The sequence below is a fragment of the Salipiger sp. CCB-MM3 genome, assembly GCF_001687105.1.
In the GTDB taxonomy this organism is placed as follows: Bacteria; Pseudomonadota; Alphaproteobacteria; order Rhodobacterales; family Rhodobacteraceae; genus Salipiger.
In genome coordinates this window covers 156,031-172,359 of the sequence record NZ_CP014598.1, presented here as the reverse complement: position 1 = coordinate 172,359, position 16,329 = coordinate 156,031, and the positions used below count along the sequence as shown (strand labels likewise).

General features: G+C 61.0%; 10 protein-coding genes. 3 read left to right on the top strand and 7 right to left on the bottom strand.

From position 1 onward, the window contains the following. Positions 1-36: 36 nt before the first annotated feature. Positions 37-2,259: a GumC family protein gene (locus AYJ57_RS22615; protein WP_083191480.1), complete on the bottom strand. Its 2,223-nt coding sequence runs from the start codon at positions 2,257-2,259 to the stop codon at positions 37-39. A gap of 196 nt (positions 2,260-2,455) precedes the next feature. On the opposite strand from AYJ57_RS22615, the gene AYJ57_RS22610 reads away from it, so the two are divergent. Next, positions 2,456-3,901 (top strand): oligosaccharide flippase family protein, encoded by a 1,446-nt coding sequence (locus AYJ57_RS22610; RefSeq protein WP_083191479.1) that lies wholly within the window; start codon positions 2,456-2,458, stop codon positions 3,899-3,901. Between the two features lie 6 nt (positions 3,902-3,907). Here the strand turns inward: AYJ57_RS22610 and AYJ57_RS22605 are convergent, their stop codons facing one another. Together AYJ57_RS22605 and AYJ57_RS22600 are read right to left on the bottom strand one after the other, a co-directional pair. After that, positions 3,908-4,990: a glycosyltransferase family 4 protein gene (locus AYJ57_RS22605; protein ID WP_066111323.1), complete on the bottom strand. Its 1,083-nt coding sequence runs from the start codon at positions 4,988-4,990 to the stop codon at positions 3,908-3,910. Between the two features lie 191 nt (positions 4,991-5,181). Further along, positions 5,182-6,633 carry a hypothetical protein gene (locus tag AYJ57_RS22600; protein WP_066111322.1) on the bottom strand — a complete coding sequence of 484 codons (1,452 nt, stop codon included), beginning with the start codon at positions 6,631-6,633 and terminating at the stop codon, positions 5,182-5,184. 453 nt (positions 6,634-7,086) lie between these two features. Between AYJ57_RS22600 and AYJ57_RS22595 the strand changes: the two genes are divergently transcribed. Beyond that, positions 7,087-8,814, top strand: coding sequence for a hypothetical protein (locus AYJ57_RS22595; RefSeq protein WP_066111320.1), 1,728 nt, complete (start codon positions 7,087-7,089; stop codon positions 8,812-8,814). Positions 8,815-9,003: 189 nt separating this feature from the next. Next, entirely contained in the window at positions 9,004-10,140 is a 1,137-nt protein-coding gene (locus AYJ57_RS22590; RefSeq protein WP_066111318.1) for a glycosyltransferase family 4 protein, read from the top strand. Between the two features lie 509 nt (positions 10,141-10,649). Here the strand turns inward: AYJ57_RS22590 and AYJ57_RS22585 are convergent. The 4 genes from AYJ57_RS22585 to AYJ57_RS22570 form a co-directional block, all read right to left on the bottom strand. Beyond that, positions 10,650-11,879, bottom strand: coding sequence for a polysaccharide biosynthesis/export family protein (locus AYJ57_RS22585; protein ID WP_066111316.1), 1,230 nt, complete (start codon positions 11,877-11,879; stop codon positions 10,650-10,652). A gap of 152 nt (positions 11,880-12,031) precedes the next feature. Next, on the bottom strand, positions 12,032-13,420 hold the full coding sequence (locus AYJ57_RS22580; protein WP_066111314.1) for a phosphomannomutase: 1,389 nt from the start codon (positions 13,418-13,420) through the stop codon (positions 12,032-12,034). Between the two features lie 76 nt (positions 13,421-13,496). After that, a complete protein-coding gene (locus AYJ57_RS22575) occupies positions 13,497-14,930 on the bottom strand; it encodes a mannose-1-phosphate guanylyltransferase/mannose-6-phosphate isomerase (protein ID WP_066111312.1) in 1,434 nt (477 codons plus the stop codon). A 251-nt stretch (positions 14,931-15,181) separates the two neighbouring features. Then, positions 15,182-16,312: a glycosyltransferase gene (locus AYJ57_RS22570; RefSeq protein ID WP_066111311.1), complete on the bottom strand. Its 1,131-nt coding sequence runs from the start codon at positions 16,310-16,312 to the stop codon at positions 15,182-15,184. Between the last annotated feature and the right edge of the window lie 17 nt (positions 16,313-16,329).

Here is a 16,329-nt window from a genome sequence, read left to right as displayed (position 1 = left end):
CTAACCTCAAACCGCGGACTTTTCAGGGGGAGCAGCTCACTTGTAGGCGTAGCTTTCACCTATGCTGTCGACGTCTGCCATCGACAGAACCAGCCCGCTCGGCTCGATCCCCAGACTCTTGAGCGTTGCGAGGCCCTGAGTTACGGCGCTGCGCTTCGTCTTTTTCCAACGCACGAGGTACAGCAAATCATCCGCCACCATCGCGATAGACAAACCGTCCGATACCGCAAGCACCGGCGGGGCGTCGACGATCACCATATCATAGCTTTGTTTGAGCCGCTGGATGATCGCGGCGATCTGCCGCTCGGACAGGGAGTCAGCCCACATATCGCCACGCTGTCCGAGACCGAGCACGTGGAAGCGCAGGGAGTCAGGCTTGGCGATCACCTCTTCTAGGCCCTTCGCGCCACCGAGATGCTCACCCAGCTCTCCGCCTTCGACTTCCAACTCCCTTGAGAGCAGGCCCCGGCGCGTGTCCAGATCCAGTAGGATCGTCGACACCCCAGAGCGGGCATAGAAATCCGCTAGCGCAATTGCGCAGGTCGTCTTGCCCTCATTGGGGACCGAAGACATGAGCAGAAGGCTACGTCCCTCCCCATCCATCGGGGTGCCCGTGCGCAAAAGGGTGCGCAACTGTCGGACCCGCTCGGCGAGCTGCGAATGGGGGTCTTTTTCGAACAGACGCAAAACGTTGCGCGGTCGGCGCAGCTTGGTCCGGGGAAGCGTCGCGAGCACCGGCAGATTTGTTGCGCGCGCGAGCTCGGCTCCACTACGGAAACCTGCCGAAACTAGCTCAAGAAGCAGCGCCACAATGAGGCTTACGGTCAGGCCGAGGGTTGCGCCGAAGGCAGTCATAAGCATGGGACGCGGGGCCGAGGGACCAAGGGGGATAAGAGCCTCATTGACGAGCTTGGCCTCAGCCCGCTGAATTTCAGCCTGCGCCCGCGTCTCGCCAAGACGAGCGAGCAATTCCTGATATGTCTCACGCTTGGCATCAGCCTCGCGTTCGAGCTGGCGCAATTGCAACGAAGACGCTGCGAGCCCCGACAGGCGCTGTTCTAGCTCAGCGACGTCCTGCTGGAGCGATGCTTCGCTGCCCTCGAGCACCTCGATACCGTTTCGATAGCCCTGCGCAATATTCTCGACTTCGCGCGATATGGATTGATCTATGCCGGAAAGGTCCGAGGCGATTTTGCGCCGGTCCGGATGGCTCGGACCGAAAGTTGTGGCCAACCTCGCGTCCTCGCGGAGAAGGTCGTCCCGCGAAGCTCGGAGCGACATAAGGTATTCGGAACTTTGCGTTTCGGCGGCGGCCATAGCACCCTGCGAGACAACCATCGCCTCGAGCTGCTGCAAGCGCGCCTGCTCCGTCGCTTTGGCTGAACGGGTGCTTGCCAGTTGCTGATTGAGCTCTGCCAACTGCTGCTCGATCACCTCCAGAGACGCACCGACATTCTCGAGCTGTTCTTGTTTGTATTGCTCAACGGCGGCCTCGGCGTCGGCGACTTCCTTACCGCGATCTTGGACCTGCTGAGTGAGCCATTCTGTGGCGCTCTCGGCGACCCGCTTGCGCTCGCCAACCTGCATGTCGATGTAAGTATTAGCGATCCCGTTCGCGACCAGCGCCGACAGCTCGGGGTCCGGCGTCGTGACAGAAACGTCCATCACATAAGAGTCGCCCTGCCGTCCGATGTAGATACCGGAGCGCAATGCGGCAACGATCCGGTTCATCCGGCGTTGTTCCGGGGACACCAGCGGCGCCTCTTCGGAGACGGTGGTCTCTGGGCTCGAGAGCGCTGATTGCACCTTCCAAATCAATTTCGCCAGCATGCTCGGCTCTCGGAGAGCCGGGTCGATGCCATCAAACCTGTCGATGCCGATCTGGTCGACCACTCGCCGCAGAAGCGCGCCGGAACGCAACACGGCAACCTCGCTATCGAGGATCGCATTGTTGAGCTGAAGATCGGAAACGACCTGTTCGCGCGACGTGAGGATTTGCTGCTGGCGCGCATCCAGCATCAAAGTGCTGTTGGTCGTGTAGAGAGATGTGCGGCTCGACGTCAGCAACAGGAAAACGAGAGCGCATGCCAGAGTGCTGGCGAAGATCATCCACTTGCGGCGCCAGAGCGCGCGGATCAATCCGGACACATCGACCTGGTCCTCCGGGACTGGAGGGCGCAGTTCTTGAACCAAAGAATCCTCGTGAACGCGATTGACTTCGACAGGCCGCATGATGCGGCTCTGGTTACCACCATTCATAAATTCGCCCTCTCAAATCGCTAAAGCTACAATTTCACGCTTGAGGAAATTCGCAAGCCTTGCCGCACACGTTCACCGTTGCATCGCCAGCAACCCGCCGAGTAATGCTTTAATAACATGCGTTCAGGAGCACTCTCCACGATGTCACTCAAATATAATAAATTTGCATGCCCAAAATTAAGGCGTCCGGTCGTTTATGTCAGGTGACAACACGTCGAGTTCCAAGCGTAGCGGGGTCAATGCTCTGATCTCTGTCATGGGAATGACATCCCAACAGATCGCTTCGTTTCTTATCACATTGCTCGCTGCAGGCTTCCTGAGCGCGGCATCTTACGGCACCTACACGTTGGCCATCGTTTTCGATGAATTCGTGGTCATGCTGATCTACACGGGCTTCTTTCACTTCGTCGTCAATTCAGACGCGGACGATGAAACTCTGCTCTCAACTCTGTTTTGGATCATGGCCGGAATCGGCACCTTCGGCGGAGCGTTGTTGTTCATCTTCGCTGAGCCGATCGCCGATTTCTTCGATGCCCCGGACCTTGCAATGGTTCTGCGCTTCTTCGGCATAATGCAGCCGTTCGCCTCGATGAACGGCTGGGCCGCAGCGGCGCTCACGCGTGCCGGTCTGATGAAGCGCTACTTTCTCATCATGCTCGTGGTAAACATCGGCGGCGTGCTGGCCGGATGTGCAGTCCTCGCGCTCTGGCAATCGCTTTACGGGCTGATCGTCTACCGCGCCATCCGCCTCACGATTGGCCTGGTCCTCTTTGGCTGGAGCGTTCCCATATGGCCCCGGCTACGTTTCGACGGAACGCTCGCGCGGCAGGGCCTATCCTTTGCAGCCGGCCTTTATGGTTCTCGCTTTCTGAGCTTCTTCTCGACTTTCGGCACGGACCTGATCCTCGCCTACCTCTTCACAACCGCAGAGTCCGGCCTCTACCGCTTCGCCAACCGCCTTGCGATGGCATCCGTGGACATCGTCGCGCAACCTATGCGCAGTTTTGCCATCAAGCGCTTTGGCGAAGCCGGAAGAACCAAAAAACCGCTCGAAATCGAACTTGAGAGGTTTCTTTCCGGAAATGTCTTCCTGTCGGGCCTCGTCGCAGTGATGCTGATCATTCTCGGCGCCTCGGTCATCGAGACCTTGTTCCGGCCCGAGTACCTCGCTGCGGTCGGAGCCCTTCAGGCGCTCGCGATCCGCGCCGCCGGCTTGTCGGGAGCGCAACTGATCGATCCGGTGTTTGCCGCGCGTGGCACCACGCGCATCAGCATGTATTTCAACCTGATCTGGACGACCGCGATGATCGCCGCCATCGCGATCTTCTCGTCGATGGGCTATACCGCGCTCGCCTCAGCGCAGGCTGTGGTCGTGATACTCAGTTCCGCCACCGCCATCTACGCGATCAAGCGCTACGGCAAGGTCGAGGTCGGAGCCGCCCTGCGCCGCACCGCTGCAGCACTCGGCCTTATCGCAGCCTTCGCGATTGCGCTCTGGCTCGCCTGGACCACGCTCTCCGCTTTGGTTACGGGCAAGTTGCTGCTGATGATCAGCGGGATCGTCGTCGCGCTCGTGCTGGCCGCGGTCACCATGGCCGTCGCAGTCTACCTTAAGGTGTTCGACATCCGGATCTTCGAGTGATCCACCTCAGGCCGGAAACCAGCGATCAAGATGGCCGAGGGCTGCATGGGCCGCATTCTCCCATGTGAAAATCGAGGCCCGCGCCCGGCCCGCCTCGGAGAGGGTGGCGCGGCGCCCGGGCGCGGATGCGAGCCCGCTGATCGCAGCAACCCAGGCGCCTGGGTCGTTTGCGGGTAGCATGACACCCGCTTCACCAACGACTTCCGGCAAAGCACCGCGATCGGCCACCAGCGCAGGTGCGCCATGCGCCATGCCTTCGAGCGCCGGAAGGCCAAAGCCTTCTTCCGTCGACGGAACGCATACTGCCAGCGCCTCCGAGTAAAGCGCGGCAAGCTCCGCGTCGCTGACGAAGCCAGGAAACACCACGTTTTCGCCCGGCGGATATCCTGCTTCGGCAAATGCCTCCGCGCCCGCCTTGCCGATCAGTACGAGCTTCAGATCAGCAAGTGCAGGATCGGCAAAAGCTTTGAGCAACAGCGGGATGTTCTTGTGCGGCAGCAAGTTCGCCAGCGCAATGCAATAGCTCCCTTGTCCGAGCCCGAGGCGCCCGAGAATTGCGTGATCGGGCCGCACCCGCCCCACCTCACCAAGACCGTTCGGCACCACGCCCATCCGATCTTCCGTGCCAAGCCCAAGACGCAGCAACTCGTCCTTGGAATGCTGCGACACCGTGAGAATGTAGTTTCGCGGGCTCGCAGCGCGACGCGACAGAAGCCGACGCCATGTGCCGGTCGCCTTGCCGTAGGATTCCGGGGTGGTGAACACATGCGCATCATGCAGCATCGTCACGTACCCCTGTCCGCGCAGCGGCACAGTGTTGAAGAAACCCGCGACAACAGCATCACGCCGGGCCCGCGGCAGATCCATTTGCTCCCACAGGATGCCGTCACGCGTACCATAGGGTTCCACTGCCGAACCATCCCCAGCTCCAATCAGAGCCGGCGGAACCAGCACTTTCACGTCCCAGTTCCCCTCGACCTTCGCCAGCGCAGCGGTAAGTTCGCGCGCCACCGCGTTAACGGCTGTCTCTGGACCACCAAGGAACCGCCCATTGACCACCAGCCTCCGCTTCTTCGCCGTCACCGCCATCCAAGAACTCCCGAAACCTTAAATTTGTCGGCCACCGACGCTGCAATCAGTGAAAGCAACACCCCAAGAAGGGTGGCCGCGAGGATGATGAGATTGGGCAGAATCGAACCCCATAAATGAGACCAGCCGATCCGTTTTCCCTCCATCACAACGAAGCCCGGCCAGCTGCACTTTGGCATCGAGAAAAGTAATCATGCATTCACTCTGCTCGCGTAACCCAGTGTCATCCCATCATGGCGGTAGCGAACCAGAGCATCCGCGCGCTTCACTCCTGCATAGAGCCGACGCTGGTAAATCAGGAGCCCAGCAATCATCCCCGACACCGCGTAGAATTGGAGGTCCAGACTGGGAAAAGTCTTCAAGACCAAAGCCTGCAGCAAAATCGCAACGCAACAAGCCTTCAGTGCGCTCGTGACCTCGTTGATCTTCGTGTCTAGGCTACGCAGCGTGCGCCCCATCGTCAGAAGAGACAGTAGGAACCATGCTTGCAAAGCTATCCCCGCAATGCCCAAGTTGCCGAGGTTGGCCATAATCCAGCTGGAGGCGCGCACACTGCCGATGCCCAACCCGAGGCCGTAGCTGTCGCGGAAATTCTGCATCGCCTGCACGTTCCACGACATGCGTTCCTCGCCGGAACTGCTGTCCATCTTGTTGAAAACGAGCGTATCGATGAAGTCCGGGATCGCGGGCACGAAGTTGAATATCACAACCGTTACACCGACCGCGAATGGCACAAACATGGTCAGCAGGATGTAGGCTGTAATCCCCTTGCGCTCACGCGCAGCGGCGCGCATGTGCCACACGAGAAAGAGCCCGCTAAACACTACGAAATTGACCATCCCCGCCGTCGAAAGGGAACGCAGCAGGGCCAGCCCAGTCAACACCACCATTGCAATACGAAGCCTTGAGGTCTGGTCGCGGAACCAAAGCGCGAACCAAAATCCGTAGAGACCAGAGGTATAATACGCGTAGGCCGAGGGTTCTGGAAATCCGCCGATCATTCGACGAATGTTCATCATACGCTGATTATCGAGCATCTCGTAATTACTGGTCCGGATGAACTCCAAGAGTTCCGGAAACCCTAGACCATTACTGATGAGATCTAGCGCCGATATCACGAGATGGACGACCGTTGCCACGATAACTGCCTTCATCACGATCTCAGTGTCCCCCGACCTTGCAAGAATTGCTGCGAGAAGTGGCATGGCCGATGCAACAAGCAAGAGACGTAGGAACTGACCAATGTTGGCACCCGACGGCGCAAGCGGCTTCAGCAGGATAGCAGCATGACCGTTCGCCCGGCCGATAGCAAAAACCTCGGTCTGCCCCATGAAAATACGTGGCAGAAAGATCGCGCCAACCCCTGCCACCACCATCAGCATCATCAAGGGAAATCCAGGCAGCCCCGGTCGCAGCATGCCCAAAGCGCGCGGCACGGCTGCAGTGCGCAGGAAGAATGAGAGCCACATCGCGATGAGAGCGATATCTCCCAAGCTCACCGACCCGAGGCCCGGGGCGTTGAACGCTGCAGCAGCGTAAAACGGCATCGCCGCGAAGAGGATAGGAATTCCCCGGAGCGGTCCCACCCAGAGAATGGCCGCGAAGATGATCAAAGCAAAGGGTGAAGTGGAAACGATTTGCATGCCGTCTCAGTGACTACACGAGAGAAGTTGGTACGATGCTATAGGGGCGCGCCTACCAGGAAAAGGTTCTGCGGTGCGGCATGGCTCGTGGAAATCTGGTTATTAAAACTGTGCTGTTTTTTCTTGCACCGCCCCGGAAGACATGCTGCCGGAAGGGCTCACTCGCACCCCGCTTGTACGAACCTGGTACATCTAGCGGAAAACGCTCCCCACTTACGCTCCACGTCCGACCGCGCGATCAGTAGCGAAGTGAACGGCCCAGCCGGGGTTTTCCTGTGTTCAGCCGAAGAGCATGCAAGAATTTTGACCAGGCAATTGTTTCTGGCCGACCTACCCGGCAGATTCTCAAGAATTACCGACACAGTTTGAGCGTTGTTTGGTTATCTGGGTCCGTTTGGGCAGAACACCTGCCCGGCGCAACTGTCAGAGTTTTGCACCGCCAAGAGCTCATGTATGAATGCATTTTTCAGCATATATAACCTATCTCGGCGGACCAAGTTCGTTGTGTATCTGGTCCTGACCATCCTTCCGGCCCTCTACGCTCTCCCGGCATCTGGCGAAACTGCACCGACTCTAGGAACGAACGCGCATTTCCAGGCGGGAATGTACCGCAAGCTCCTCAAGCGCATCAATGATTTCGATCTTCGTTCCTTGCGCACAGGCGTGGTCTGGGGTCGGGTCGAACGGCAACCCGGCGCTTACGTGTGGAATGATCCGTCGCTGCTTGCCACAACTGCGCTGAGCCGCCAGGAGCGTATCGGCTCACTCACGGTCTATCCCGGAAACAAACTTTTCGAGGGCGGGGACACGGTGGTCACCGATGCCGGAATTGCCTCTTTCGCGGCCTTCGTCGGTGAGATGGCCGCGAAATTTCCAGAGATCGAAACATTCCAAATCGGCAATGAGTTCAACTCCACGTCCTTCGTCAAAGGGCCTGCCAAGGAGATGTCGCCGCTAGAGCGTGCCCACCTACACGTGCGCCACCTCGCAGCCATTGACGCACAGCCCACCATGGCAGACCGTCGCATCCTCGGCGTGTCAGCCCATTCGGTGGCTGCTGGCTATATATGGGAAGTGCTCGACGCGGGCGGGGCAGATTACATCGACGCGGTGTCACTGCACCCATATACCTCAAGACCAGAACAAATTCCGGACGAACTCGAAGTGCTCCGCCGCCATCCCAAGATGCGGGGGCTCGATATCGAGATAACCGAGTTCGGCACGACGGATGTCGACGGTGCCCCGAGTTTTTTCTGGAAACACATGTGCATGATGGCTGCTGCGAATGTGCGTCGGGCGGTCTGGTATCCCCTCGAAGTGCGCGGCGACAATTACGTTCCGGTTTTTGGTCCCGACCTGAAGCTGACGCCCACGGGGCGCGCGATCGAGCTTGCTGGTCGTGTCGTCTCCGGCCAACCAACCGAGGTCTTCCGCCCCGATCCGTTTACCTATGGCTGCACCTTCGGCGAGACGCTCGCGGTCGTCTGGGGTGCACCGCGCAGCGCCAAGCTTCTAAATCCCGCGATCACCGCCCTCGAACCGGACCTCAGCGAGCGCGAGGGCGCAGAGCTTTCGCTCTCGCGCGACAGTGTTCTTCTTCTGCAGAGCGACGGTGCTCCAATCGATCTCGCCACGGATCTCGAGCTGGGGCCGCACCATGTTCTAGCCGACAGCTTCGATCAATTCGTTCGGCCACCAGCAGGCGAAGATGCAATGACCGGCTCGACCGGCGGCTTCGACCGGTTCCTGCGCCGCGACGACGAAATTCTGCCACTTGGTACCTGCCCGGGTCAGGAGAAGCCGCACACGCCGTGGCGGCCTTACCTGTGCAATGCCGAGGCGCCGCGGTTCGCTCTTTCGCCAAGGTCCGTCGTGCTTGGCGGCAAGCTTGAACTCTCGCATGTTTATCATGCCCAGACCGACGGCTCGGTGATGGTAGATGTCGAGCTTGGTGTTCACGAAATTAGTTCAGATGGGCTCGGTGTCAGCGTCGTGGCCGAAGACGGCACGCTCGAGCGTAAGCTCGCCAGCGGTGCCGAGACGCTAGAGTTCGGACCCATCCACCTCCTCGACGGCCAGACCGTGACGATCTCTATCGATCCGAACCAGTCCGCCGCGGGCGACCGCAGCTTGCTACGGGTACGGGTGCGGGATGCGATTCAAGATAATGCTTTGCAATAACGAGCAAAAGCCCAATGCGCATCCTCCCATTGAGACGCGGCATCTCCACAAGACCGACGAACAGCGTGGCAAGCCCCTGCGCTGCCCTTTGCAAAGACTTCAGTTCCCCCGCCCCCCGGAAAAGCGCAGTCTGTGGAACGAAAAGCTCCCGTTCCTCAAAGCACTTGCCAGCTACTATAAAGGGCCCATATGACCGGACTTCTCCTCAATGCTCGTTTTCTCATGCGCGCTCCGACCGGCGTCGACCGTGTTGCCGAGCAACTGGTAGGTGCCCTCGTGGACCTTGGGCTACCGCCTGGCTTCGATGCGTTTCACGGGCTCCGTCCTCAGGGCGATATTGTCTTGCCCGAAGAGCGACCAAAGGCGGTGACGGATGCGCTCGAGGCACCGAAATCCTCATTGAAAGGCCATGCTTGGGAACAGTTCTACCTCGCTCGGACCCGGCCCGACGACTGGATGCTAAGCCTGTGCAACACCGGCCCCGTTCTGCGGAAGCGCCAGATTGTGATGATCCACGACGCTCAAGTGTTCCGCCAGCCGGAGTCTTACTCAAAGCCTTTCCGGCTCTGGTACAACGCGATGCAGCCCCGTCTTGGCCGCACCGCACAAGTCGTGCTCACGGTGTCCGAACACTCGAAGTCCGAGCTAGAGCGTTTCGGCGTCGTGCCGCCGGGCAAGGCTCGGGTGATCCCCAACGGAGCCGACCATATTCTCAGGATCAAACCCGACGACACCACTATTAAACGCCACGGGCTGACCTCCGGCCGCTATCTTCTGGCACTCGGCAGCCTCGCCCCGCACAAGAACCTTGCGATGCTGGTTGCTGCCGCGCGCGCCCGAAAAGACCGCTCGGTCCCGCTGGTGATCGCCGGTGGCGGAAACGCGGCAATCTTCAGCGACAACGGCATCACCGCGTCCGACGACGTGCGGCTTCTGGGCCGAGTCAGCGATGCCGAGTTGCGCGCGCTTTACGACAACGCCGCGGCGCTGGTCTTTCCATCGCTGACCGAAGGCTTTGGCCTACCGCCCGCCGAGGCGATGTTCTGCGGCTGCCCGGTAATCGCCTCGACCGGCGGCGCCATTCCCGAGGTCTGCGGCGACGCGACCATCTCGCTTGATCCCTCAGATCGCGACGGATGGACGGCGGCAATGGAAGACCTTTGCGCCAACACTGAAAGACGCACACGGCTGTCCGAGGCCGGTCGCATTCGCGTGCAGCAATTCACATGGCGCGCTGCGGCCGAAAAGCTGGCGGGCATATTGTCCGACCTACCGCGCACTAGCGCCGGGCAGAGCAGCACGGCACCGGCAAATGGCACTGTCTAAGCCCCGAGACCAAGAGACTTAACGACTGCGGCACGGGCGCGCGGCCTCTCAGAACGCCGACAACTCGCCGCTCGGTCGGAAAATTCCCCTACGTCAGAACCACCGCTTTTGGTTCCTTAATGGAAACATTCTGGGTATTTCATGCATCACTGTTTCGATTCGAGTTGCCCGGCAGGTGGGGCTGGGCGCACGACTTCTGCGGATCGGCAGCGGACAGAAACGCATCGGATAATTCCGAAGAAATGCACCTTGGGAGGGAAACGCCATAGATTCGTCCGAAACCCGCGTCGCCGGCACCCCTCCTGCCGCCGCATCTCTCGGCTACGCCGCAGCTCTGCTTTCGGTCCCTTTCGCGCTGGTCGCCACGATCTGGCTGGTCATCCGCCTCGGCATGCCGCTTACGATGTCCCTACCCGCCTATAGCCTGATCGGCGCGGCAGTCACGGGTGCGCTGTTGCTAGGCGCTTTAGCGCCCGCAGCCCTCCGTGAAGGCCAAGAGACCTGAGCGGTCAGCTCGGCTCGTCCAACGCCAAAGCTGTTACCTCAACAACGATGGTGTCACCTGGCAGCAGGCGTGTGCCTTGCGTGACCCTCCCTTCGATCTCTCGTTCGGCGCGCGTGCTGCTAATTTCGAAGCTCACGTCGACCGCATCGGAGGGCAGCAGCGCCCCCGAACTGCCGTCGCTGAGCAGGGCAAGCTGCCGAACCGCGCGGGCATAGCTGATCTTTAGATCGTCGAGATTCACCCGGCTGGTCTGAAGGTCGCTGAGGTTTTGCGACCGCTCGTCAGCAAGGAAACGGGTCCGGTCGCGCTGCGCGCTGGCGATGGCCTGCGTTGCGTCGATCTGGGCCGATTCCATGGCAAGCATCTGAGACCGCGCCTCCGCGGAACTCTGCTGCGCCGCAGCCAGTCGCGTCGAGGTCTGCAACCCCCGCTCCTGCAAGCTGCGCGAATCCTCCAGCGCCTGCGCGGTGGTCTCGACAATCTCTTTCTGCACCTCGATGCGCTGCGCGTAGAGTTCACGCTGCTGTCCGACGGTCTCGATCTCGTTGTCCCAGAAAGTCAGCAGCTCACGCGCGCGCTCGTTTTCCGTTACCAGAAGTTCGTGCTCGCGCGTCAGAAGCTCGTCCAGCGAAACCCGGTCCGGCGCCGGGATCAGCCGGCGCAACTGGTCCGGAAGCGTCACTTCCTCCTTGTCCGCAAGCGCCGCTTCGAGCCGAGCGATGCGCACCGCTGCCGCCGCGATGTCGAGGTTGAGCGCCTCAAGTTGGCCCTCGGACTCCGAACGCGCGCGGAGGATTTCCAAACGGGTGATGCCGCTCGACTGGCTACCGCCAGCAACAGCAAGCGCCGTGGCGATCGTCATCCCCGGCGCAAAATCGTAGCGTCCCGGCGAAGCGACGTCGCCAGCGATGATGATCGGCGCGTAGCTCGCCATCGCGATGCTGACCAACGGCGCGATAAACAGCCCCTCACGCTCAAGTGCGGCGGCCACGGTGTCCTCGGCATCGTCAAGCGTTAGACCTTCAACATCGACACCGCCGACATCGGGAATACGCAGCTGACCATCGGAATCCACCGCAAGGGTTTCAGGCTCGCTCAAGCCGCTGTGGCGTAGCTCGATGGTATCGCCGGGAACAAGACGGTAAGGATCCGCCAAAAGCGGCGCGGCAAAACCACTCGCCATGCAGAGTGCTGCAGCAAATCCAAAGCAGCGAACAAGATTAATCATCTTCATGGCACCCCGATCCTGATCTCTGCTGCCAATTCTATGCGTTCATGATGCGGACAAGGTTCTCTCACCCGCAACCCTAATCGCCCGCAGTTGCCCAGTTCACGGGCACATCGCGGTGATCAGCCCGACAATCGGGCTGACCGGCGCGATCGCCTTCAGCCGAGAACTGCCTTGCGCAGTTCCATCAGACCGGTTTGCATCAGCCCTTCAGCCCCGGCCTTGTCCATCGCCTCGACATAGAGCCGCAGCTCGGGCGCATTGCCCGAGGGGCGGACGTGCACGATGCGTCCATCCGCCAGTGTCACGCGCACACCGTCGGTCAGATCGCAGCCCGCCTCTTCGGCCCCGAAACGGGCAAGAAAGTCGGCCCGTGCATTGCGCGCGTCGCGCAGTTTCGCGACGAACGGCTGCGACGCCTCCTGCGGCACTTCTTGCAGACGGTCGGCCAAGGTCACCACTGGCGGCTCCTGCGCTACGCGTTCCGAGACGGTCCCCTCCCCCGCCGCGATCAGCGTCATGATCAGAGGCAGCATGCAGTCGCGTGTCGGCAGCGCGTTTAGAATCCCCGTCGGCCCTTCAGCTGCGAAGCCCAGAAGGAAGCCGCCATTGGCCTCATAGCCCACCACCTTGCCGCCAAGCTCTTCCATACCGGCGATGACATAGGGCGAGCCGATGCGGGTCGTCAGCACCTTGCCAAAGCCCTTGCGGGTGACCCCCGAGTTCGAGGAGATCGGAGTCACCACCGCCTCGGCCCCAAGCGCCTCGGCGGTGATCTGGCCCATGATATCCCCCGGAACGATGGTGCCCGTCTCATCAGCCAAGAGCGGTCGGTCGCTGTCGCCATCGGTCGAGACCAGCCCGTCCAGATTGTGCTCAAGCACCCAGTCGCGGATCTGCGCGCGGGTCTCGGGATCAACGGCTTCGGTGTCGACGGGAATGAACATTTCCGAGCGGCCGAGTTCGATCACCTCGGCACCAAGCCCGGTCAGCATCGCCGCAAGGTCGTCCCGACCAACCGCCGAATGCGCATAAAGACCGATCCGGCGCCCCGTCAGCGCCCCCGTGCCAAGCGCCCCCATGCCAAGCGCCCCAACGTAGCGATCGATAAAGCGACCCGCAGCACCTGCGTCAGTTTCGAGAGCACCATTCCCGCTGCCCGCCGGACGGCCAAGCGCGGCGCTGATCGCCACTTCGTCATCCTTGGTGATCTCGCCCTTGCGGACATAGAATTTCAGGCCGTTGCGATCGGCAGGAATATGGCTCCCAGTTACCATGATCGCCCCTGCACCGGCTTCCAGCGCCGCCAGCGCGAGCGCAGGCGTCGGCAGAGCGCCGCAATCCACCACAGTGACACCCTCAGCACGAGCGGCCGCAATAATGTCCCCGGCGATCCGTGGGCTCGAGGGCCGCAGGTCCTGCCCGACGCAGATCTTTCCGCCGTGGTCGCAGGCTGCAACGAAGGCCCGCACGTGATCCGCCACGAGATCCGGCGTCAGCTCAACCACAAGGCCGCGCAGGCCACTCGTTCCGAATTTTGGTGCCATCGAAAGGCCCTCCTTCTTGATCTTCAATTGCCAGCCCCGGACACGCGCGCCGTGGCGCGCTCGGGGCCGGCAAAGCTCAGCCCTTGGCGCCCTGACCGCGTGAATAAACGTCCTCGTAACGCACGATGTCGTCCTCTCCAACGTAAGAGCCCGTCTGCACCTCGATCAGCACCATCGGCATCTTGCCGGGGTTTTCCATCCGGTGCACCGCGCCAAGCGGGATGTAGACGCTCTCGTTCTCGGTCACCAGCTTCACCTCGTCGTCCACGGTGACACGCGCGGTCCCTTCCACGACGATCCAATGTTCGGAGCGGTGGAAGTGGCTCTGCAGCGACAGCGCCGCCCCCGGATGCACATGGATGCGCTTCACCTGAAAGCGGCTGCCGACCACGAGGCTCTCGAACCAGCCCCAAGGGCGGTGGTCCATCGGAAACTCGACAGCCTGCTTCGAGCCCTTTTCCTTCAGCGCGCTGACCGCCAGCTTCACGTCCTGCGCGCGATCCTTGGACGCCACCAGCACCGCGTCGTTCATCGCCACGGCGACCACATCCTTGAGCCCGATGCCCACAAGTTCCACCGCGTCGGAATCCGAGCGCAGGATCGAGTTCTCGCAGTCGATCGCCGTCGCGCCCTTGTTGGCCACAACGCCCGTCTCGTCCTGCTCCATCTCGCGCCAGATCGCGTCCCAACCGCCAAGATCGGACCAACCGCCGTCGAAGGGCACCACCTCCAGCGCGTCGGATTTTTCCATCACCGCGTAGTCGACCGAGATGTCCTCGGCCTCGCTCCACGGGCCCGGCGCCAGCCGAAGGAAGCCAAGATCGACCTCTGCATCGCGCACCGCCGCGCTCACCGGCGGCACCAACTGGCTGGCGAATTTGTCGAAGGCGGCCAGAATGTCTTTCACGCGGAAGAGGAAAATGCCCGCGTTCCACAGGAAGTTGCCTTGCGCCAGCATTTTCGCCGCGGTTTCGGCGTCGGGCTTTTCGACGAAGCGCTTGAGCGGCACACAGTCGCCGCCATTGGAGTCGAGCTCAAGATATCCGTACCCGGTCTCTGGCCGGTCCGGCGAGATACCGAAGAGAACGAATTTCCCCTTCTCGATCGCCGGAATGCCCTTTTCCAGCGCCGCCCGAAAGGCCGCCCCGTCGGGCATGCGGTGATCCGAGGGTGCTACGAGCATGGCCGCATCCGGATCCTTGGCATGCAGATGCAAGGCCGCCGCCAGAACAGCTGGCGCCGTGTTGCGCCCTTCGGGTTCGATCAGCACGGCACCGGGATCGATTCCAACAGCCGAAAGCTGCTCCGTCACCACAAAGCGGAAGTCCGAGTTCGTCACGATCACCGGCTTTTCGAAGCGCCCGGATCCCGCGAACCGCGCCGCGGTCGCTTGGAACAGGCTTTCATCATCGATCAGACGCGCGAACTGCTTCGGAAAACTCTTGCGGGACACCGGCCAGAGCCGAGTTCCCGATCCACCGCACAGAATAACAGGAGTAATCGTCTGCATTAAATGATCCCTTCTGACACCGTAAATTAGTCCCGTCTGATATCGCATGCTCCGCGCAGCGCGCCAATTCTCAGCAGCCTGAACATGTAAGAAAGAAGCTCATGATCTGAGGGACCGCAAGAGTTTCAGGCAGATCTCGCGAAACTTCAAAAATCTGTTTCTTTCTAAGGTGATCATGCACGCGAAAAGACGCCGCAACCCCGCCAAAATGTAGGGTGCAGCGTCACGCGAAAGCCTGAATTTGCCCTGATTCAGCCCCCGATCCGCGCCAGGCTCGAGGCGATTCCAGCACGGAACTTCACTTCGGAGAAATCCTGTGCCCGAGCGACGCAGGCACGCGGCCCAGCGTCGGCCAGCCCTGACCGCTCGAACCGTTCCACAGAGTCAACCAGCGCATCAACGCTCTGCTCCTCAAAGAACAGCCCCGTGAGCCCGTCGACGACCGAATCGAGCGCTCCGCCCCGCCCGTACGCGATGACCGGGCGGCCCGAGGCCATCACTTCCACCGGCACGATGCCGAAATCTTCCTCACCGGGGAATACCAGCGCCTTGCAGCGTGCCATATGGTCCTTGAGCACGCTGAAGGGCGCTTTTCCGAGGAAGGTGGTCTTGGGTCCCGCCTTCGCCTTCAGCTTGTTCACCGCGTCATCTGGACCGCCGATGACCACCAGCGGCAGGTCGAGCCGACGAAACGCCTCGATCGCGAGATCGGGCCGCTTGTAGGGCGCAAGTTCACCGCACCAAAGGTAGAAATCCCCAAGCTCGTCCTTTGGCACGGGCGAGAAATCTTCGATTGCCACTGGCGGCGCGACAACATCCGACTCGCGGCGCCAGTACTTTCGGATCCGGCTGGCGACGAAGTTTGAGTTGGCGGCGAAGCCATCCACTCGTGCGGCACTATTCACATCCCAGTTGCGCAACCCGTGCGCCAGTTGCGGCATCATCAGCCGCGTCATCAGCCCCGCGCCGCCGCGATACACGTGATATTGGTCCCACAGGTAGCGCATGGGCGAATGACAGTAGCACAGATGCGGCGCATCCGGCGGCGCGATCACCCCCTTGGCCGGGCCCGACTCCGACGAGATCACGAGGTCATAGCCCGACAGATCAATCTCCTCGAGCGCGCGCGGCATCAACGGCAGATACTTCTGGTAAAGCTTCTTGGCGAGCGGCAGACGACCGATACGTGTCTCCACGATACGGTGCTTTGTCAGCACCGCCGAGAGCTTCGACGGGTCCGCCACATGCGTGTAGATATCTGCGTCGGGGAACATCCGGCAGAGGGCCTCTATGACCTTCTCGCCGCCACGCATTCCAACCAGCCAATAATGGATGATCGCAACACGGCGGCCATCCTGAACGTCAATTTCAAAGTCTTTCATACTGCGCTCCAAAACGC